This is a genomic window from Undibacterium sp. Tian12W (genome assembly GCF_049339405.1).
Taxonomy (GTDB): Bacteria; Pseudomonadota; Gammaproteobacteria; order Burkholderiales; family Burkholderiaceae_D; genus Undibacterium.
On sequence record NZ_JBMPPK010000011.1, the window covers coordinates 137,425 to 157,952 of the forward strand.

At 52.0% G+C, this 20,528-nt stretch carries 19 protein-coding genes, 2 tRNA genes and 1 pseudogene; 13 read left to right on the top strand and 9 right to left on the bottom strand.

The window, feature by feature from the left end:
• Positions 1–60 precede the first annotated feature (60 nt).
• The 4 genes from ACO0LI_RS15575 to ACO0LI_RS15590 all read right to left on the bottom strand — a co-directional run bounded on the left by ACO0LI_RS15575 (position 61) and on the right by ACO0LI_RS15590 (position 2,431).
• Positions 61–618: a hypothetical protein gene (locus ACO0LI_RS15575; RefSeq protein WP_423033490.1), complete on the bottom strand. Its 558-nt coding sequence runs from the start codon at positions 616–618 to the stop codon at positions 61–63.
• Positions 619–1,021: 403 nt separating this feature from the next.
• Complete coding sequence (locus ACO0LI_RS15580; protein WP_423033492.1) at positions 1,022–1,444, bottom strand: hypothetical protein; 423 nt, start codon at positions 1,442–1,444, stop codon at positions 1,022–1,024.
• Positions 1,445–1,517: 73 nt separating this feature from the next.
• Entirely contained in the window at positions 1,518–2,093 is a 576-nt protein-coding gene (locus tag ACO0LI_RS15585; RefSeq protein ID WP_423033494.1) for a DUF2812 domain-containing protein, read from the bottom strand.
• The gene (locus ACO0LI_RS15590) at positions 2,090–2,431 is read right to left on the bottom strand and encodes a PadR family transcriptional regulator (RefSeq protein ID WP_162043034.1); all 342 of its coding nucleotides are present in this window, start codon (positions 2,429–2,431) and stop codon (positions 2,090–2,092) included. Before ACO0LI_RS15590 ends, ACO0LI_RS15585 begins: the two co-directional genes overlap by 4 nt.
• Before the next feature lie 433 nt (positions 2,432–2,864).
• Here ACO0LI_RS15590 and ACO0LI_RS15595 point away from each other — a divergent pair, with 433 nt between their 5' ends.
• On the top strand, positions 2,865–3,539 hold the full coding sequence (locus ACO0LI_RS15595) for a class I SAM-dependent methyltransferase (protein ID WP_423033496.1): 675 nt from the start codon (positions 2,865–2,867) through the stop codon (positions 3,537–3,539).
• Positions 3,540–3,583: 44 nt separating this feature from the next.
• A complete protein-coding gene (locus tag ACO0LI_RS15600) occupies positions 3,584–4,099 on the top strand; it encodes a hypothetical protein (protein ID WP_423033498.1) in 516 nt (171 codons plus the stop codon).
• 128 nt (positions 4,100–4,227) lie between these two features.
• Here ACO0LI_RS15600 and ACO0LI_RS15605 read toward each other — a convergent pair whose 3' ends face one another.
• The gene (locus ACO0LI_RS15605) at positions 4,228–4,563 is read right to left on the bottom strand and encodes a hypothetical protein (RefSeq protein ID WP_423033500.1); all 336 of its coding nucleotides are present in this window, start codon (positions 4,561–4,563) and stop codon (positions 4,228–4,230) included.
• 92 nt (positions 4,564–4,655) lie between these two features.
• Positions 4,656–5,891: an MFS transporter gene (locus ACO0LI_RS15610; RefSeq protein ID WP_423033502.1), complete on the bottom strand. Its 1,236-nt coding sequence runs from the start codon at positions 5,889–5,891 to the stop codon at positions 4,656–4,658.
• A gap of 96 nt (positions 5,892–5,987) precedes the next feature.
• Here ACO0LI_RS15610 and ACO0LI_RS15615 point away from each other — a divergent pair, with 96 nt between their 5' ends.
• From ACO0LI_RS15615 to ACO0LI_RS15645, 7 genes and pseudogenes are all read left to right on the top strand, one after another.
• Positions 5,988–6,956, top strand: coding sequence for a LysR family transcriptional regulator (locus ACO0LI_RS15615; protein WP_423033504.1), 969 nt, complete (start codon positions 5,988–5,990; stop codon positions 6,954–6,956).
• A 26-nt stretch (positions 6,957–6,982) separates the two neighbouring features.
• Positions 6,983–7,053: pseudogene (locus tag ACO0LI_RS15620) on the top strand.
• Positions 7,054–7,194: 141 nt separating this feature from the next.
• A tRNA-Ser gene (locus ACO0LI_RS15625) sits at positions 7,195–7,265 on the top strand.
• Between the two features lie 109 nt (positions 7,266–7,374).
• Positions 7,375–7,445, top strand: a tRNA-Ala gene (locus ACO0LI_RS15630).
• Between the two features lie 52 nt (positions 7,446–7,497).
• Complete coding sequence (locus tag ACO0LI_RS15635) at positions 7,498–8,811, top strand: SDR family NAD(P)-dependent oxidoreductase (RefSeq protein WP_423033506.1); 1,314 nt, start codon at positions 7,498–7,500, stop codon at positions 8,809–8,811.
• A complete protein-coding gene (locus tag ACO0LI_RS15640; protein WP_423033508.1) occupies positions 8,801–9,991 on the top strand; it encodes a hypothetical protein in 1,191 nt (396 codons plus the stop codon). The genes ACO0LI_RS15635 and ACO0LI_RS15640 overlap by 11 nt, the downstream gene beginning before the upstream one ends.
• 59 nt (positions 9,992–10,050) lie before the next feature.
• Positions 10,051–10,659: a hypothetical protein gene (locus tag ACO0LI_RS15645; RefSeq protein WP_423033510.1), complete on the top strand. Its 609-nt coding sequence runs from the start codon at positions 10,051–10,053 to the stop codon at positions 10,657–10,659.
• Positions 10,660–10,863: 204 nt separating this feature from the next.
• Here the strand turns inward: ACO0LI_RS15645 and ACO0LI_RS15650 are convergent, their stop codons facing one another.
• Together ACO0LI_RS15650 and ACO0LI_RS15655 are read right to left on the bottom strand one after the other, a co-directional pair.
• Positions 10,864–12,504, bottom strand: coding sequence for a hypothetical protein (locus ACO0LI_RS15650; protein ID WP_423033512.1), 1,641 nt, complete (start codon positions 12,502–12,504; stop codon positions 10,864–10,866).
• A 167-nt stretch (positions 12,505–12,671) separates the two neighbouring features.
• Positions 12,672–13,076, bottom strand: a complete 405-nt coding sequence (locus tag ACO0LI_RS15655) for a DUF1801 domain-containing protein (RefSeq protein ID WP_423033514.1) — start codon at positions 13,074–13,076, stop codon at positions 12,672–12,674.
• A gap of 230 nt (positions 13,077–13,306) precedes the next feature.
• Here ACO0LI_RS15655 and ACO0LI_RS15660 point away from each other — a divergent pair, with 230 nt between their 5' ends.
• Both ACO0LI_RS15660 and ACO0LI_RS15665 read left to right on the top strand, forming a co-directional pair.
• The gene (locus ACO0LI_RS15660; protein WP_423033516.1) at positions 13,307–15,487 is read left to right on the top strand and encodes a prolyl oligopeptidase family serine peptidase; all 2,181 of its coding nucleotides are present in this window, start codon (positions 13,307–13,309) and stop codon (positions 15,485–15,487) included.
• A 79-nt stretch (positions 15,488–15,566) separates the two neighbouring features.
• A complete protein-coding gene (locus ACO0LI_RS15665; protein ID WP_423033518.1) occupies positions 15,567–16,046 on the top strand; it encodes an NADAR family protein in 480 nt (159 codons plus the stop codon).
• Positions 16,047–16,078: 32 nt separating this feature from the next.
• Here the strand turns inward: ACO0LI_RS15665 and ACO0LI_RS15670 are convergent, their stop codons facing one another.
• Positions 16,079–16,846 (bottom strand): SDR family NAD(P)-dependent oxidoreductase, encoded by a 768-nt coding sequence (locus ACO0LI_RS15670; RefSeq protein ID WP_423033520.1) that lies wholly within the window; start codon positions 16,844–16,846, stop codon positions 16,079–16,081.
• 142 nt (positions 16,847–16,988) lie between these two features.
• Here ACO0LI_RS15670 and ACO0LI_RS15675 point away from each other — a divergent pair, with 142 nt between their 5' ends.
• Both ACO0LI_RS15675 and ACO0LI_RS15680 read left to right on the top strand, forming a co-directional pair.
• Complete coding sequence (locus tag ACO0LI_RS15675) at positions 16,989–17,918, top strand: AraC family transcriptional regulator N-terminal domain-containing protein (RefSeq protein ID WP_423033522.1); 930 nt, start codon at positions 16,989–16,991, stop codon at positions 17,916–17,918.
• 120 nt (positions 17,919–18,038) lie between these two features.
• Positions 18,039–20,048 carry a hypothetical protein gene (locus ACO0LI_RS15680; protein ID WP_423033524.1) on the top strand — a complete coding sequence of 670 codons (2,010 nt, stop codon included), beginning with the start codon at positions 18,039–18,041 and terminating at the stop codon, positions 20,046–20,048.
• The last annotated feature ends 480 nt before the right edge of the window (positions 20,049–20,528 follow it).

Consider the following 20,528-nt stretch of genomic DNA (forward strand, 5'->3'; position numbering starts at 1 on the left):
AAAGTCTGGATTTAAATGCGAGCGACGGGCCATTACCTGCACCTTGGTAAGCTCACCTGACTAATAACGACGGCAGACATGGCAGGAAAAATTTAGTTTGGCAAGCAAGGGAAATGCTTCGCCAAAATCATACCTTGCCTGATCTTCACTGGCAATGCGGGGCCTGATCATCCACCGTGCAGTTGAATTCGCATATTCTGAAACTGTAGTATAGTTACCAAGAAAAACCACCGATCCGCTGCTTACTATAAAAGGTGCAGACAAATCCGGGCTGATGACCTGATGCTTGGACGAGCGATCGCGAGAAAGTGTGCCATAGGTGTACCAATACTTGACTACATATTTACCGGGCGGTACTTTAATCGTGATCACACGATTATTTGTGTCTTCAGATAGAAGTCCATCTTCCCCCAGCGATATGGAGTATTCAGTTTTGGTAGTCTGGTTAACAAGAACAAAGGCGAAGCCAGCACTACTTGAGCGCATGAATTTGCCGCTCACATACCCCGTTCCTTTTTCTGGTGCCATTGTCGGTTTTATTGCTGGTTCTATCACGGCGCAACCAGACAGCAACAGGTATACGGTTGCAAGTATAGAAATGCGTTTGAGATTGTTCATGTATGTATTTTTTAGCGGCAAGTCAACCCGGCACTGATGGCAATGCCAACAGTGCGTCTGATGATATGGGCCTGTCCTTTGGATGTATTAATCGACAATTTCTGACGAGCGATGATACAGACAACTTTTTCGCTCAGATTTTTCGGGGATTATAGTAGAACTTACTCATCAATAGATAGTGATTGTACGCGACAGATCAAGTTAATACCTCAAAATCAATCCCAGCTATGATTTTTTTGCGCAAGAACTGGACAGCCTTTGACCAAGGCTCCTGGAAGAATAATTCCCGGCTTCTGATCGAACTCAGTGCCAGCAAAGCAATTGTGCCAGGCTGCGACATTCATGACTAAAAATATATAAAGTAGTATTCGTTTCATTCGCATTCCCTAGGCGGCCTTGCAACTTAAGGCACCAAACTAAATTCAACACTGCCACTGGAACCCGGCCCAAATCCAATCGCCATATACGCTACGCCACGTTCCAGTTTTTTTGCTTTGACGGTCTCAACATAACCTGCGGGAAGGCTGGCATAGCGGAGCTTTTCCATATCCAAGGTAGCTCCTGGTGGCAATCCAAAAGCCCATATTGGATTGTCATGATCCCAGCGATCATTTTTTTTCTGCACGATCTTAAAGCTATTCAAAGGAACTATCCTCATTTCCCCTATCGGTGATGCTGTGATTGGTTTTGAGAAAATGAATATCGGTTTTTCGGCATGCAGTTCAAGAAGCGTAATTTCAATCTTATAGGAGCATCCGGCTGCGCAGAATAAAATGAGCACAAAAGACAGGAAGAGAAATTTTTTCTTGATGAGCAATTCGGGCATGATATCCGTGGAAAATGAATGGAAATAAAAGAAAATAAATGAGCAAGGCAAGATCGCGACTATATGCGAGCAATCAAATTTTCTGCATTTCACGCATGCGCAAATATATACGTATGGATGCATACGAAAAGTAGAGGCAGGCGGGTATGACCATGCCGAAGATGATAATGTACGCCGCCAGACTATTATCCCATTGCCTGAGCATGGCCGGAGGATAGATCGCGGTTGGGAACAGCGCGAAATTGAAGATGCACATCTCCAACAGGCGTCGCTTGTATTTGGATTTTTTGGAAGCAGTGTCCGTGAAAATTTCTGGCACTTTGCCATTGTGCACAGGTATGCGCCAGTATTGCCATCCCAGCGATGCCAGCACGTGCTCCCAGCCAGCATCAATGATCAACTGGTGGTAGAACTTTTGGTAGTGAATATCCGGCTCTAATCTTGATGCAAATTCCATATTCAGGCCAGGTATGTAATCCAGAGCGTAGGCAATATCGGCAGGTTCACCCTGGACGAAACTATAGACGCCAAAAAAACTGCGTGCTTTCAAATGCCATCCCTGGCTGGCCATTTCCCGCAGCCATTGCTGTTCTTGTTCAAGTTCCCACGACCAGAAGCATTTGAATTTCTTGATCACTGTCTCACTCACTTTGCCTCTCCCCTTGTTAATTGTGGCAGCGCCACTTGCGCATTGCGGTACATGATTTCCAGACGGCGGATATGCTCGGCCAGTACCAGCCGCCCCTTATCGCTGAGCTGGTAATACTTGCGCCGCTCTTCTTCCCCAACCTTTTTGATCAGCCCCTGTTTTTCCAGAGTTGAGAACGCACCATACAAGGTACCGGGACCAATGACGACATTGCCCTCGCTGATGTCTTCTACCTTTTGCATGACGGCATAGCCGTGCAGAGGCTCGGTCAGTACCAGCAGCACGTAAAAGGTGGCTTCTGACAATGGCAGGTATTTTGAATAATTAATTGCTTCCATCCGCGCCTTTCAGGCTTGCTGGTTTGTTGATGTCGCTCAGCCTATATCGGGCGATGCTACATCGCTTAACGATATATCGACTATCGATATAGTATCAGACGAAATTTGGATGTCAATAAAATTATTTTCTGTGGCATGAGTTGTTTGATGGCGCGAATGCGCACGCAGTATTCCTGGGATGGGTGCCCATTTTCTGAACCAAAGAAGTTTTCCCAATTGCTTTCGCTGCAAAGTTTCTTTACAGCGAAATTTGCCGCAATGTACAGATACCTTACAGCCGTCTGTTCATCCGAAAAAATAATATTATTTAAAAACAATAACTTAGAAGATTAATTGAAGTGGCACGCCCATTGCATAGTTCAGGGTACGAGTCCGGATTGCGAATTCCTTTCCAGGTATCTGGGTCCCGACCATCTATTTATAAGAGACACGCATGATGAGCACCATTACCAGCAGAACGACCGATGACGGGGTTCGCATTTACAGCAGGCTTTTGCTCCAGTGCTATGACATTCTGATTTACCGCTTGTTGGCACCTTATGTCTGGCGCTGCAAGAGCAGATATTTTGCTGACCTCTATCACCTCATGATGTCGCGCAATCACGCGGATATTGGCGTTGGTACTGGCTATTTTCTGGACCGCTGTCACTACCAGCCCGGCGAGGTGCGCATAGGTTTATTCGATTTGCAGCAAAACTGCTTGAATTTTACCGCCGCAAGAATTGCGCGCTTCCAGCCAGAAACTTATCTCTGCAATGCGCTGGAACCAATGCCAACTTCTGCCGCACGCTTCGACTCAATTGCGCTGGGCGGCATTCTGCACTGCATTCCTGGTGACATGCTGGAAAAAGGCGCGGTGTTTGATGCCATCAGGCCGCTGATGCATGCCGGCACTCAGGTGTTCGGTTACACCATACTGAATCAGGACATTACAAAAACCATGCTCAGCCGCTGCGTTTATGCAGTATTGCACAGGCTCAAAGTCATCAATGGTGATCAGGATTCGGCGGGCCAGTTGAAGTCAGCATTAGAAAAACGATTCCAGAACGTTGAAGTCAGCACCGTCGGATGCATAGCATTGTTTAGCGCAAGTACCCCGTTTAAATGAAGCAGGTATTTTCAAATAACATAAATCAACAAGCGAGAAAAATCATGAAACAGCAAACTACCAGCAGCGCAGTGACCAGCAGCATCATTAAGGCGAATAAAGCCGATGTCTGGCAAAAAGTGGGCTTTTATGAACATGTCAAAAAACCGGCATCATGGTTGTTGAAATTAAGCCTGCCGGTGCCGCAGGAAGTCGAAGGCAAGTATGCGGCAGTAGGCGATACCTGCCGCTGCAAATATAGTGATGGCGGTTACCTGACCAAAAGAATTACCAATATTGTCGATCAAAGCCGTGTCGAGTTTGAGATTATCGAGCAAAGTATCCGTTATAAAGACACGATCAAACTATTGGGCGGGTATATAGAAGTGGAACAGCTTGACGGTGAGCAGAGTATCGTCCGCATGCTTACCTACTATGACAACCGCATTGCCCCAAGGCTGATTTCATCTTACTTTATTGAAAAAGTGATCAAGACCATGCATGAGTTTGTGATCGCAGATATGCAATTGCAATTGGAAAATACGGCTCACGGCAGCCGCCCCGCTTATGCAAAAGGATAGATCTGGTCTGTGCTTTTGATCCGCTTCCATGAGATGGGTTGATCAATAGTCAGAGTAGCCTGAAAAGCGTTGCTGAATAAGGCGTGAGTATCCACACGCCCCGGTTTTTTCAGATTAGTTTTCACAGATTAAATATGATTATTTGCAAGCAGCTTTGTAGCTTCTTCAATTGCCCAATTTAATTCTTCCTGCAGGTTTGCCTCTTTGGCGATGTCGTTTAGCATAAGCAGGACGGTGTCATCTGGCATGCGCGGTTCTGGGCTATCGCCTATGCCACGCAAGCACTGGAAGATACGGTGGAAACATTCGTTGATGGCGCGGTATTCGCGGTCTTCATGCTGGGCATGCAAGCTATATTTACCACGAATCTGCATCGAAAAATAAAACCCGGTATTGATAAAAAACTGCAGACGTTCTGCGGTGTTAAGGCCGGAAATGTTAAGGCGGGAAAGCTTATTGCCCATGATGCTCCTGTCTAATTTTTAGCATTCAAATTATAGGAGCATATCATCGGCAATACCACAGTCTGCATTCTGATTCTGCATTTTGATTTTGCTTATGCCACCCGCCAAAACCGCACCGCCAAAGCTGCCAGCGAGGTGACTGTTGCCATGCCCGTCACGCCTATCCAGCCCCATTGCGCCAGCAGAGCGCTGCCGAGGGTGGCACCGGCTGCCATGCCGATGAACATGCCGACGAACAATACGGCATTGAGGCGGCTGCGGGCGGCGTTGTCTATGCCATAGACTATTGTTTGATGAGCGATCAGCGTGCTCTGCACACCAAGATCAAAGCCTACCGTGCCTATGCCCAGCAGCCACAATTGTGCGGTGGGTGGGAACAGCGGACTCAGGTTCATGAGGGCGAACGATACAGTGCTGATGCCGGTACCGACCTTGGTGACGAGCTCTGGCCCATGCTTATCTGCCAGGTGACCAGCCAGCGGTGCTGCCAATGCACCTGCGGCACCGGCCAGGCCAAAGGCACCTGCGACTGCGCTACCCATGTGGAAGGGTTCTGCATGCAGCATCACTGCCAGGGTGGACCAAAAGCCGCTGAAGCCCATCGCCAGCAAGCCTTGCGCCAGTGCTGCGCGGCGCAGTTTGCCGTGGCGGCGGATGAGATCAAGCAAGGAAGCCAGCAAGGCGCGATAGCTCATGGTGGTGGTTGGTGCAAAATGTGGCAGACCACGCCAGACCGCCACGGCAATCAGGGTGACACCTACCGCTGCCAGCACGAACATGCTGCGCCAGCCAAACTGCTCAGCCACAAAACCACTGACAACACGTGACAACAGGATGCCCATGAACAAACCTGTCATGACCGTACCCACGACCTTGCCGCGGCGCGATTCATGCGCGAGAGTGGCCGCAGCTGGCACAATATCTTGCGCCATCGTCGCTGTCAGCCCTATCGCCAGGCTGGCAAGCAGCAGCAGACTCAGGGAATGGGCAGCAGCCATCACCAGCAATGCAGCTACCAGCAAACCGGCCTTGATGAGGATGATATTGCGGCGGTCATGCTTGTCGCCCAGTGGGGCCAGCAGCAAGATGCCGAGTGCATAACCGAGCTGTGTCAGCGTGGGCACATAACCCACTGCGACATTGCTGATACCCAAGTCACTCGCCAATATGCCCAGCATGGGCTGGCTGTAATACAGCGACGCCACCGACAAGGCAGCGCCACAGGCCAGCAAAAATACCAGTGCGGGTGATGGTTGCTGATGTACCTTGGTATCTGTTGCCGGAGTTATGGCAGTTATATGATTATGCGAATTTTGAATGGAAGACATGACTTTCTCTCTGCTTTAACTGATGTCTGGCAGTGTAAGACTGTCGCATTTCAAACGGTAGTGGCATGTCACGCAGATTTGTTATACATTTGACGTATGACCAAGACCCTGACCAGCCGCCCGGACAACTCTGCCACCGCCTCCCTCATGGCAGGCGCGGGCGACCGCATCGAGCTCATGCAGACCTTTGTGCGCATCGTCGAGGCGGGCAATCTATCTGCTGCTGCGGCACAACTGGGCACGACCCAGCCGACAGTCAGCCGCCGCCTGCAGTCGCTGGAACAATTCCTCGGTGTGCGCCTGTTGAACCGCTCCACCCACAGCATGCGCCTGACTGCCGATGGCGAGCGCTGCTATGAACATGCGCGCAATCTGCTGGCAGGCTGGGCCGCCTTTGAGTCTGACTTGCGTGGCACCAATGACGAGCCTGAAGGCGTGCTGCGCGTCGTCGCCCCGCACGCGTTTGGCCAGGAACGCCTGGTCAGGCCACTGGCAGATTACCTGCGGCGCTACCCGCGTGTCTCGGTAGAGTGGCTGCTGCATGACGACACCTCCTTGCAGGATTTTATTTCTGAGGGCATAGACTGCGCCATACAGATAGGCGAGCTCAAAGATACCAACCTGGTCGCCATCAAACTGGCAGAGGTGCCACGCATCGTGGTGGCGGCACCATCCGTCCTCGCTGGCAGGCCCATGCCGCAACAAGCCATCGACCTGGTCGGCCTGCCCTGGCTGTCGCTGCGCACCTTTTACCGCGGCGAAGTATTTTTGCACCATGTACAGACTGGCGAAATCCAGCGCGTGGCCTTCACCCCGCGCCTGAGCACTGACAACCTGTATGCGCTGCGCATCGCCACGCTGGAAGGACTGGGTGCCGCCATCGGCTCTACCTGGATACTGGCCGACGACATCGCCAAAGGACACCTGATACAACTGGCACCGCAATGGCAGGCCACGCCACTGCCGGTAAACCTGGTTTATCCATATGCCCGCTTTTACCCGGCGCGGCTGCGCAGGTTTATTGAAGTGATACGGGCCAGTGTGGCTACGGCTTTGCATGTATGAGCCAGCGCCATTTATAATGACAGCCGGGAACGGTGGTGTAATGGAAGCATGTCTATCACCAAAGAAGAAGGCGCTGGTTCAAACCCGGCCCGTTCCCTTTGATGCCGTTGTCCCCAACAGTTTGCATTCTCCAACCTTCGCCAACCTTCGCCAACCTTCTCCAATATCGGTGCAAGAGCAAAACCAGCCTGCGGCTTTTTGAGCACGACGGGCGTGTGCCCCGCTATAATCGCAACCGGGAACGGTGGCGTAATCGAAGCGCACTTTCTAGCTAAGAAAGTGGTGTTGGTTCAAATCCAACCCGTTCCCATTTAATTCCACGGTTTCCATAAGCCCTCTCTCCTTCTCTATTGGCGCAGGCAAATCCTGTCTGTAATTTTTTGACCATGTCATGCAAGCTCCGCTATAATCGCCGCCGGGAACGGTGGTGTAATGGAAGCGCATTTTCTCTGCAAGAAAAAGGTGTTGGTTCAAGCCCAACCTGTTCCCACTGATTTTTGCGTGGATGCGCAAGCGCATTTGACCGGTAAGGATAGCCGCCGTGGTATACACAGATGAAGAATTGAGCATCGCCTTGCGGGTACTGCACACCATTGCAAACGATCCATCGCAGATGGATGATCACCCGCAGTTCAAGACCCTGATTGCCAAAATCCAGAAAACCGCCAAGCGTGGCCACCGCCAAGCGCGCGCCAATGCAGCCAAAGAACAACTACAACATGCACGCCTGCAAACTGGCCTGGTGCGTGCGCAGCTTGCAGCATCATTGCCGCTGACGCTCAGCGATGCAACCGCAGGTACATTGCGTTCACAACGCTGCTATGTCTGCAAGCAGGGTTTTCAGCAACTGCATCATTTCTACCATTCCCTGTGCCCGGTGTGTGCGGACAAGAACTGGCAAAAACGGCACCAGCAGGCTGATTTGCGCGGGCGTTATGCGCTGGTCACTGGCGGCCGCATCAAGATAGGTTTTGAAACTGCCCTGCATCTGTTGCGTGCCGGTGCCCACGTCACGCTGACCACGCGTTTTCCACAAGATGCAGCAAAACGTTTTACTGCCATGCAGGATTACTACGACTGGCAGGAGCGACTGAACATACAGGCACTGGACCTGCGCTGCATCCCTGACGTCGAACAGTTTGCCGACAGGCTCAATGCAGAGCTGCCACACCTCGACATCCTGATCAATAATGCGGCACAGACCATCAAGCGCCCCGGTGATTTCTATGCCGCACTGATGTCTGCCGAAGCAACCCCGTGGCTGCTGGAAGCCAGGCAGCAATATCTGGGCAATCAGCCCGGCTATGCGGATTATTTTCCGCGACATGAAGTCGATATGTATGGGCAGGCGCTGGATAAACGGCCCGCCAATTCATGGTCGCAACGGCTGCATGAGGTATCGACCTTTGAACTGCTGGAAGTGCAACTGGTCAATGCCATCTCACCTTTCATGCTGACGGCCCACCTCAAACCAGCCTTGTTGCGTTCACCACATACACGCCGCTTTGTGATCCAGGCCTCAGCCATGGAAGGGCAATTCAACCGCGACAGCAAGACAGAATTTCATCCGCATACCAATATGGCCAAGGCAGCGCTGAACATGATGGTGCGTACCAGCGCCCAGGACTGGGCCCGCGATGGCATCTATATGAATGCCGTGGATACCGGCTGGATCACCGATGAAAAGCCCTATCCGCAAGCCATGCATGTGCGGCAGACCCAGGATTTTTACACGCCGCTGGATGTGACGGATGGCATGGCGCGTTTGCTCGATCCTGTCATCCGTGGCGTCAATGAAACGGATGACCCGCTTTATGGCCATTTCCTCAAGGACTTTGAACCCTATGCCTGGTGATACTGCTCAAGCATCTCTTGCCTTGCCTGATGACGCAATCACTGCTGTCCAGTGCCCGGTACACCGCGTCAGCATCACGCCTTGTGATGCTGACGAGCTTGATTCCTTGCTGCAGCATCTGAGCGCCAATCTTGCTGCCCAGGGCAACCAGCAATTTCCCCGTGGCACGCTGACCGCCGATGGCCGTCTGGATTTATGCAAGCAAAGCCTGGGAACCAGCCACTGTCTGGCGATCACAGAGGCATTGCAACACAATACCCGCGTCCGCAGCCTCATGCTGGGCACCGATGCAATAGGCGATGCCGGTGCAGCAGCGGTGGCTGGCCTGGCCAGCATCAATCCTCAGCTTGAAGTGCTTTACCTGGGTTGCAACAATATCGGCCCGGCAGGGGCGCATGCGCTGGGCACGACGCTGGCAGGCGGCGCGCAAAACATTACCGGCTTGTGGCTCAAGCGCAATCCACTAGGCCCGGATGGCGCAACAAGCATTGCCAGCATGTTACGCAGCAACCAGCACTTGCGCGTGCTGGACATGGTCAATACCGATTTGCGTGCAGAAGGCGTGCGCGCTATCGTTGATGCCCTGTGCAGTGATAACAAGAACCTGCAAAGCCTTTACCTCAGCGGCAACGGTCTGAACGCAGCAAGCGCAATTGACCTGGCACGCCTGCTGCGCGAAGCGCCGCATATCAAGGCACTCTACCTTAGCGTCAACTGTCTTGGCGATGCAGGTGCAGCATGCATCGCCGATGCGCTGCGCCACAACCACAGCCTGCAGACCCTGGAACTGGCAAGCAATGGCATAGGCCCGCCGGGTGCGTCTGCCCTGCTGGACGCAGCCAAGTATTCAGCATTGCAAAACCTGAACCTCGGTTATGCACCATCCACAAGGGTGCTGGGTGCGCAGGCCAATTGCATGGGCGATGAAGGCGCCATGCTGGCGGTAGAACTCATCAATCATTCGTCCACACTGCGCAGGCTTAACCTGGCCCGCAATAACATTACGGCGCAGGGAAATGCGGCCGTTATCGATGCAGCAAGACGCCATGGTCAACTCATACAGTTGACGCTTGATGGCCGTCTGCCTGGCGATCTGGCTGAGCAATTGAAGCATAATCAGGATGTATCTGATGGTGGCGATACTCTAGGTCAGGCGATGATCAAGAGTGTTTATCGTTGAAAAAAACCTGCGAGTGCGATAAGAAAATTTCATTTTCCAAAACGAATATGCGGTGAACCATGTTACCCAGTTTTTATATTTGTACTGCTTGCAATGAAAAGCTCTCTTTTCCGTTTTACCAGGCTTATTACTACCTTGGCTCAAACGCCATGGGGCAATTGGTAAGGGATGAAGATTTGCTCGCAATACCAGTCCGCCCGGCCTGGTGCAAGACTTGTACAAGCCTGTGCGCGGCGGAAGATATAGCAAGCTTGCGTGATTTTGAAAATGCCTGTGGTGCTGTGCGTAGTGGTAAGCCAGTGGAATACCCGCTGGAAACAGAGCATATGGATCAGGACATGGCAATCAGCAAAATCCAGAGTTATCTGCGCTGGAGAATGTCGCGCCGTCATAAACCAAGGGCGCTGTGCTGTGGTGGCCATGATTTTCTGTACACCGACGTGGAGCAACCACTGTTCAAGCACGCAGGCTGTGATTTTGGCAGCATGGAACCCCAGTATTGGCTCCCGGGTTCACATAACTGGCAAGGCCCCGGCATATCCAGCCCCGCCGATATCCGCATATATGATGCTGAGGGCGAACTGTTAGGCCAACTGACCTGGCACAAGCGTGAAGAAAACAAATGGGATACTGAGAAACTGAGCTATCCTCGCGCTGTCGAGGAGTAAGTTTCATGTGCCATACATTCAAACCCTGATCACAGTAATTCCGAAAAAAAAGGACGCAATATATTGCGTCCTGTGCTTGCATCTTGCACCGCTGGATATCCACTGCAAAATTTTCACACCGTGCGGCGCATTCCAATATGCCCTGCATCACGGTAATGTTTGAAAATGATATCTGTGCCAGGGCAAAGAGCAACGCTGGCGGGCCTATAAATCTAGTTTCTGCATCAGGCGTTTCATATCGATTGCATAAAATTGCGGTATCTTGAACTTGCCTTTGCACGGCACGAACAGCGTTTCACCACTTTGCAAACCCAGGTTGACTTTGCCTTGTGAGGTACAGGCTAGTATCATTTCATCAGCGACCAAGGTTGAAGCAAATAAGTTCTTGCCTTCCATTTTCTGGATTTTCATACCTTCTTTAAAGACATTACAGCCCTTGATTTCACCTACCAGGAAGGCATCTTTGTCAGTGTAAAAACTGGCGCTGCCATTGCAGTCTTCTTCCATTAGAGATGCAAATGCCATGCGCTGGATATTGGCGTATTGCGCGGGCGGTGGCGGGGCCGTTTTTGCCAGCTTTGTACTGGCAAAAAAATCAGACCAGGCGATTGACATCGCTTGCTCACCCATGAGTTTGGGGAGCCATTGCGGTGTGCAATTTTCCTTTTTCCCGCATTCCATCGCCTGCTCAAAGCTGGCAACTTTGCCAGTTTCAAATCCGTGGTAATAATTATTTATTTGCTGCAATGGGCTGGCATCGTTCTGCCTTACTGCCAGACCCATGACATGTAAAGCCAGGCCGCATTCATAAGGTACAGAACCACTGTTTGCCAGGTTTTTGGGTAATGTTTTCCAGCTATGTCCAGCTGCCCTGTAGATGCAATTTGAAATGGCGGTACTGAGTTCTGTTGCTGCATCATCAGGGTTCGACCATTTGGTCTGCAAGCTTGCTGTCCAGCGCAGATATTCTGCGCCACCTTCACCAATAAAGGCTGCACGCGGCTCGCTATTTTTGGCGGTGGGCGCTTGAAAGCGATGGGCAAATTCATGCCAGACAAATTTTCTTAGCCGCGCGTCACTATCAGGCGTGGGATGCTCTGGCCAGTTATACAGCGCCAAGCGCAGAACATCGCCAGCATCGCCCCAGAAATTGGACGTGCCGCCGTCTTTTTCCATGCTTGCTGCCAATATGGGCTTGCGAAAAGCAACATCCGGTAATGCACGATGATAAAAATCTACCGCCTGATCGGCCATGTTCTGCAACAACTGAATATTTTCTGCACCCAGCGCTGGATTGAAATAACTGATGGTTCCAGATTTTGATGCAATCTGTTTTTGCAATAACAGCACGGCCATGTAGTTGCCGCCATCAGCATCGTAAGACGCATTCTCCTGAAAGAGCTGGCCCTTGAAAGCAATGCTGCCGGGTGCTGAAAACCGGTAGCCTACACTGCCGCACTTGTCGCTGAGTGCATAACTGGTGGTATGGACATACATGCCCTCGCCCATAGGGAAAGAACCGGGCGCTACACGATCATAAAATTTGCTCGTTGCGGGCACATTAAAACGTATGTTTGAACATGCTTTGTTGGTTTTGGTGAGTGCCGTTCCATCGGCAGTGCCACAATCATCAACGGCTTGCCATGCTACGCGGATTTCATTGCCAAACTTGGACAAGGTTTCTTCGTTCAAAAATGGAATGGCATCACATGTCTTTGGCAACTGGTAAGAGACTTCCAGCGTTTGTGGAGAGATCAGTTTAAGGTGGACGGTGACGTCAGCAGCATGGCTTTGTTGAGCCAACAAACATACGCTTATTGCAGCAGCGAATAAATGAAATTTCATGAGGAAGATTTTTATTGGCCTGTTTTAAAAAAACGTAAATAGGGTGCGCCGTGCGCAGCATTCTAATCACGAATATCACAAGAAATTTACCCAAAAAACCGGTGCGCATGGCGCACCCTACAATATATTTAGCTTTGGGATGTTATCTTATATTGTCGGTATTTCCCTCATTTTTTCGCCTTGACTGCCTCCTTGATCAAAGTCTCCAGCACCTTGATATTCACATCATTTAATTTCCGTATATACAGGCAGCCTTTGCCGGATTTTGTTTTACCGAGTTCAGACAGTAATTGTGCATGGTTGGGTGCGGCATTGAGACCATACAGACTGATGTCGCCCTTGCGGGATGCAAAGCCGATGAGGCACATATCACCTTCACGGCCGCTTTCATAGACATAGTGGTAGTTACCAAAGCCGACGATGCTGCTGCCCCACATGACGGCGGGCTGTTTGCTGGCCCTGGACATGAGTTTGATCAATATTGCGCAGTCATTGCGGCGCGTCTCGTCCCCTATGGCGGCGAGATATGCATCGACGCTGGAGTCTGTTGCTTTGGTTTTGTTTTCAGCCATGACATTCCCTCTTTTAGAAAGTAAATCGGCAACGCAAGCATAATAACAGCGGCACTGCTTCGCGCCCACCAGGATGAAACATATCGTCGGTTTGCAGCAACTGAGCATGCTGCCAGACGAGCCCCCCCACCTGTTGTGGCATACCTGCAATGACATAGCGATCTCATTGCAAGTGACTTATAAATCCGTCTATACTCCCTGACACGTCCCATACTGAGAGGTAGCAGATTATGATTTCCCGTCGCCAATTTGCCTTGTCTTTGTCCGCATTTGCCCTCTCACCTTTCAGTGCGCATGTGCATGCTGCGGTCAGGAAAACACCCACGCCCTTGCTACCACCCTTGCCACCGCTGGCACGCGAAGAGGCGGTGACCGACAGCTTGTGGGGCAAGAACATCGTTGATCCTTACCGCTGGATGGAACAAAAGCCGGACACTGCCGAGTTCACTAACTACCTCAAAGCGCAAGGCGCTTTTGCAAGGCAAGTGCTGGACAAGTTGCCAGGGCGGCGCGCCATAGAAGCATCTCTGCAACGATTCAGCGCGGCGACGACCACGCTCGCGATACGGCAAGTCACGAGTACCCAGCTGATTTTTGCACGCCGCTCGCCAGACCAACAGGTACTCAAAATTTACGCTATCCCACACGCGGGTGGCGCGGAACGTCTGTTGATTGATCCGGAAGCAGGTAACAAGAGTGGCCAGAGTGCTCAACCCAGGCGCGTGACGGAAGTGCTGATGTCTCCTGACAACAAACATCTGGCTTACGCCATCGACAAGGGTGGTGACGAGATGCATGAGTTGCATGTGCTGACACTGGATAGTGGCAAGGACGTGCTGATCACCCGTTTGAATGGCATGCCGGCAAGCTGGCTGCCCGATTCCAGCGGCCTGTTTTATGCACGCCTGCGCGATGGTGCAGTCAAGGGCAAAGTCGATTTCTCCTTCGACACGGCAACATGGCTGCACAAAATGGATAAAGACCCGGCGCAAGACACACTGGCCTTCCGCTGGTCAGATGGCCCCGCCATGGGCCAGACAGAACGTGAAATGCCGGTCGTGCATGTAAATACCGCCAGTGACTGGGCACTGGGTGCGATCTACAGCAATGGTGAATGGCCGGCCTATGGCATGGTCGCACGCCTGAATGACCTGCTGGCAGGCAAGCCCGGCTGGGCAGAAGTGTTCCGCAAAGATGATATCGCAACCCACGCGCTGACCGCGGGTGACGATGTGTATGTGCTGGCCAAAGGCAAGTCTGAGCGTGGGGAAGTATTCAAAGTCAGCCTGCGCGAGGCAGACAAAGGCAAGCGCGTCGTGGTGGTACCGCAAGGCGATTATGTCATCGACAGCTTGAGTCTCGCCAAGGATGGTTTATACATCCATGAGCTGCGCGGCCAGGTCGGGGCCTTGCGGCGTTACAGCTTTGCCACCGGCAAGGTGGAAGATGTGAAATTGCCTTTGACAGGCGCGGTATGGAATATACAATGCCACCCTGCCATAGAAGGTGCCTGGTTTGGCATGGACGACCTGACCTGGTCTGCACGCACTCTGCAAACAGGGCCCAACCTGGTCGCCAAAGACACTGGCTTGACACCCAAGGCAGCATTTGACACATCCTCGTTCCTGACTACCCGTCAGGACATCAAGGCACGTGACGGCACGGCTGTGCCGGTAGAAATACTGCACAAGAACAATACCAAACTGAATGGCAAGAACCCTCTGCTGATTATTGCCTATGGTGCTTACGGCATCATACTTGACCCTGGATTTCAGGGTTCCATGCTGGCTTTTCTGGATCAGGGTGGCGTGATTGTATATGCCCATGTGCGCGGTGGTGGCGAGAAAGGCGAGACCTGGCACATCGCCGGGCAAAAAGCCAATAAATCAAATACCTGGCGCGACGTGATAGATGTGGCAGAATCGATGATCAAGGACGGCTGGACTGCACAAGGCAAACTCGCTGTATGGGGTACCTCTGCCGGTGGCATCATGGTGGGCCGCGCCATCACAGAAAGGCCAGACCTGTTTGCCGTGGCAATCGGTGAAGTCGGGGTATTCAATACCCTGCGCTTTGAGCTGACATCGAATGGCCCTGGCAATGATGAAGAGTTTGGCACGGTCAAGAAAGAAGATGAATTCCGCGCCCTGCTGGAGATGGATGCCTATCACCATGTACAAGCTGAAACCAGCTACCCGGCAACGCTGCTGATGACCGGCGCCAACGACATGCGGGTAGAACCCTGGCAAATCGCCAAGATGGCTGCCCGCATGCAAAAAAACTATAACGCCAAATACCCGGTATTGATGCGGGTTGATTATGATTCAGGGCATTTTTCCACGACCAAGAAAATCGGCATTGCCAAGCATCTGGATATGTTTTCTTTTATTCTTGCGTATACGCGGGCTTGATATTTCCAGAATTGAAATCCGGCCATCCCATACATGGTGGCTGGTTTTTTGATTCATTTTTTAAAGCGATTAATTTATTTTGAACGACAGTAAATCAAGCACAACTCCAGACGCAAATTCAAACACCACCATCAAATTCTATTCTGTCGAAGATGAGTTTGGAGAGTTCTCCAACTTCGCACGCTATTCCATCTCCATCAAAGGCAAAACCTGGCCCACTTCCGAACACTATTTCCAGGCGCAAAAATTTGTGGATGCGGCATATCGAGAAAAGATCCGCAAGGCCAACACGCCTGCCATTGCGGCCCGCCTGGGACGAGCGCGCACAGAAAAGCTACGCCCGGATTGGGAGTCAGTCAAAGTGCAGGTCATGCGGGATGCGCTGATGGCGAAGTTCCAGCAGCATGCAGATTTAAAAGCCTTGCTGTTAAGTACAGGCGCAGCAAAACTGGTGGAAGACACTAGTGACGATGACTATTGGGGCTGTGGCAGTGATGGTCGTGGCAAGAATATGCTGGGCAGGATATTGATGGAGATAAGGACCTCCATCAATATCTGAAACGGCAGCTTGGTCTCAGTCAATAAAGCAGATCAAATCCCCTGCCCGCCCGACACCTCTATGCGCTGGGCATTGACCCAGCGATTATCGGCAGACAACAGGCTGGCTATCATGGGCCCTATATCGTCAGGCAAGCCGGCGCGGCCCAGAGCTGTCATGTCGGCAAAGATTTTATTGATTTCAGGGTTGTCGCGCACTGCGCCACCACCAAAGTCGGTTTCTATGGCGCCGGGGGCGACGGTGTTAACAGCAATGCCGCGGCTACCAAGTTCTTTGGCCATGTACACACTCAGCATTTCCACCGCCGCTTTTACCGCAGCATAGGCGGCATAACCGGGGTAGGATACCCTGGTCAACCCTGTCGATAGATTGACGATGCGGCCACCGTCTGCCAGCAGAGGCAGCAATGCCTGGGTCAGGAAATACACGCCCTTGAAATGTACATTGACCAGGCCATCAAATTGCGCCTCGGTGGTCTGTGCTATGAGTGCATAGTCGCCATGGCCAGCGTTATTGACAAGATGATCAAAGCTGTCGCGCTGCCAGTGATCACGCAAGGCTGTGCGCACTTTGCCTGCAAAGGCGGCAAAGCCCGCGCTGTTGCCTACATCGAGTTGCAAGGCAAGTGCCTTGCGCCCCATGGCCGTAATCTCTGCCACCACCGCCTGCGCCTCATCGCTGCGGCTGTGGTAAGTGATGATGACATCACCGCCCTTGCGGGCAATGCTCAATGCGGTATTGCGGCCCAGGCCACGGCTGGCACCAGTAACGATGGCAATCTTGTTTGTTTCTGTGCTCATGATTGAACTCCTGCTTGTCTGTGTTGAGGGAAGTTCATGATAGGAGCAGAGGACGCCGACAGCATTGCCAAAACCTCGACATTCTTTGCCTGATCCTCCAATTGCTGTATGCGTCAAAACTAGAATGCATTAAGATTGCAGCATGATCACTCCCCTGCTCAACGCCGTACGCCGCTATACAGATGCCCATGCTGACGATAGTGGCCTGGCCCAAACGCCGATACCGGGTTTGACGACGATACGTTCATCCGTACCTAGCGGGCTGGAGCATGGCATACCCAATCCTCTGATCTGCCTGGTGCTACAGGGCAGCAAACAAGTGACGATGGGGGCGCAGACTTTTAACTTCCATGCGGGTGACTCTTTGCTGATCACCGCAGATGTACCGACCGTCAGCCAGATTACCCAGGCCAGTATTGTTGCACCGTATATCTCGCTGGTAATGGACCTGGACCCGGCCATCATCGCCGACCTGATTGGACAAATGCGCGGTGTGTCTGGTTTGCCTGGTGTGGCTGATGTGGCTGATGTGGCTGATGTGGCAACCACACCACTGCATTTTGAAGCCACCGAGGCTGAAGTAGCCGATGCCGCCTTACGCCTGATGAATTTGCTGGAGCGCCCAGCCGCCCTGGCAGTGCTGCATGCGCAACTCGTGCGTGAGCTGCATTACTGGCTGCTGGCTGGCAAGCATGGTGCAGCCATACGCAGGCTGGGCTGGCTGGAGGGGCATAGCCACCGCATCGCCCGCGCAGTTGCCTTGCTCAGGACAGAATTTGCGCAGCCCTTGCCGGTTGAGCGTCTGGCTGCCACGGCGGGTATGAGCCCATCGTCGTTCCACCATCACTTCCGCGCCATCACTTCACTGTCGCCGTTACAGTTCCAGAAGCAACTGCGCCTGATCGAGGCACGCCGCATGCTGATGGCAGAAGGCATGTCGGCCAGCAGTGCCGCCTTTGCCGTCGGTTATGAAAGCGTGTCGCAATTCACGCGCGAATATGGCCGCATGTTTGGTTTGCCGCCAGCGAGGGATATGGAGGTGGCTAAACATCAGGCAAATTCCACAGCTTAACTTGCTTGTCCAAGCAAATTTAATCTGCATGTGCTGTGCCTGGCTGATTCTGCCCTACAATTAAGGCATACATTTTTTGCAGCTCCATGCCGTCCAATCTCCCTACCTGAAGGATGTTTCATGACTAATGCCCTTGTTGCCTTGCCACCTGGTTTGTTTCGCGCCAACGCCCTGCGCTCGCATGCGCCGCGGCCTGCGCTGGGGTTCAAGACAGGTGTCAGCCCGGCATTGTCTTATCCACAAGCAACAGAAAACCAGGGCCTGGCAGTGGCTGCAGACGGCAGTATCTGGACACTGACCCGTGACAGCGTTTCTCAATTCAGTCACAGTACTGGTGAGTTGGTAAAAATTGCTGATTACGCCCTTTATAATCAAAGCACATTTGGCTTTCCACAACATCTGGCACCGGTAAATTTTCAGCGGGCGTTTTTTATACGCAGCAAAGACAATCGCCCTGTCGTCATGGAATATCACAAAGATGTCATCACGGAGCCCGGTTCAGTCAAGATGCTGGCAGCCTTGCCCGAAGGTGATTCTCCGTATCTCATTACAGCAACATCTGATGGCAATATGTGGGTGATGGCACGTAGTGGCAATGCCTGGCAATACCTGAACAATGCCTGGAGCAAGATCACTACTCCTGCGGGCACCAGCATCCGGCAGATTAGTGCGGGCGCGGCCAATTTTTTATTGGCGTTGGCAAAACAGCAGGGGCAGGATGTGTTGCTGCGCCTTGAAAATGGCGCATGGGTCAAACATAATGCATTACCGCATCAGGGCATACGCTGGGTAGGTGCATGTGAAGACAAAGAATATTGGTATAGCACTGCCGACATGCAAACAGATGGCAATCTGTTTCTGATACGCGATGGTGTTAGTGTGCAAAGCTTTAAGCTGAACAAGGGTGCAGTCGGCCTGACGGCTGCCAGTTCGCGCTCCTGCTATTTCTTTTCCCTCGACAAGATGAGTTTCCAGCGCGCAGCCTTCGGCGTGATTGGCCAGCCTGCACAAACATGGCCAGTGATGACGACTGCGCAGAAAGAAATCTATAACAGCATCTCGGCCAGCCTGGGCATTACCGATGTCAATGGGCTGCGTTCACAATACACGAATATCAATGCCGCGTTTTCTATCTGGTCCAGCAAGCTGGATAAACTCGAACGCCCCGTCAAGTTCAGCGCAGAAGACTGGAAAATTATCAAAGACCAGTTACTCGATGAGCTGGAATACGTACAAAGTGTCACGACGCTATCGACCAATGTGGCCCTGCTCAACGGCATCATGGGGCAAATCTATACCAACACCTATAACCAGGTGGTACAGATGCTGGGCTTGCCAGAACATAGCGAAAAACAACCCAAAACCCTGGTTGAGCTATTGCTCAATACCCTGGTTGATAAACTTGAAGGTGCACTGATCAGCAAAGCCAAGTCCGTCATCACTTCAGAAGCCGTGGATATCTCGGTTGCCTGCTTCAAATATGCGATCAATGAACTGAACAAACAGCACAAGCTGCCTGATGGTAATACCCCTTTGATTATCGCCTGTTCAGAACTGGCAGGTACGCTGACTGAGTTGGTCGTACAAAGCGAAAAAGCCCGGGGCGAATACCAGACCGCCATCCTGCAAGACTGGGGCCGCCTCAGCGGTTGCGGTGAGGCGATACGCAGCGGTGTCTGGTTCTGGACACCTGGCACCACCTATGAAAAAGTCAAAGGCGCGGGCGACGCCATACGCCTCAATTTTTATCAGACGCTGATGCCGGTCAAATGGAAAATCCTTGTCTGCCAGGGTATACAGTCCATCATCATGCCAGGCGATCCCTTCATGCATCACATCCCACGCTATGCCTTGATGTGCAAAGTGCTGGCGGGCGAGGGTAACAGCATCTACTGGTGGTATGCCTGCGTGGAAGTGGGCGCGCCCGTCAAGATGCAGAGCGAAGGCCCGGTGCCCGACCAAAAACTGCTGGAGGCCATCTTCGCCCTGGAAACCACCCCACTCGATTTTTTCAGTGGCGCAAACGGCTGGAAGTTAAGCGTTGCCCCCGTCTCGGGATACCGCCCGCCAGAACCTGCCGCACAATGGCGCCCTTATCTGAACTTGCCAGGGCCGTTTAGTTTTTCGTGATAGTCGTAATTATCATGATCATGGGGATTCATTGGAAGATTTTTACCGACTGCGATAGTGGGTGCCTTATAAGGTATTACTTTTTGAGACATCCATAAAAGAACTGATCGCGCAAATAATGTTGATCATATTAATTACTAATAGTGGTCGCAACGTCGCTGCAGCGCAGGCTCACTGCTGCCCGGAATAATTATCTTGACTCATTCGGAGCGTCAAGTACGAACAACGTCCCGGCGATTCTTCTACGTCGGCGACTTAATTCTGCAATTGAATAATTTTTGCCAGCCATCATGCTTGAAGCTCCTTCCCCTTCAAGGGGAGATTTGTGGGAATTCGCAAAGCACAGCTTTGTGCCACAAATTTCTAAGCAGCTTGCAAGCTGCGCGGTGAAATGGTTGGGATGGGGATGGGTTTCTGTAGCAAAATCATTTGCTGCCAATCGACCGAAACCCATCCCCACCTACCCTCTCCTTGAAAGGG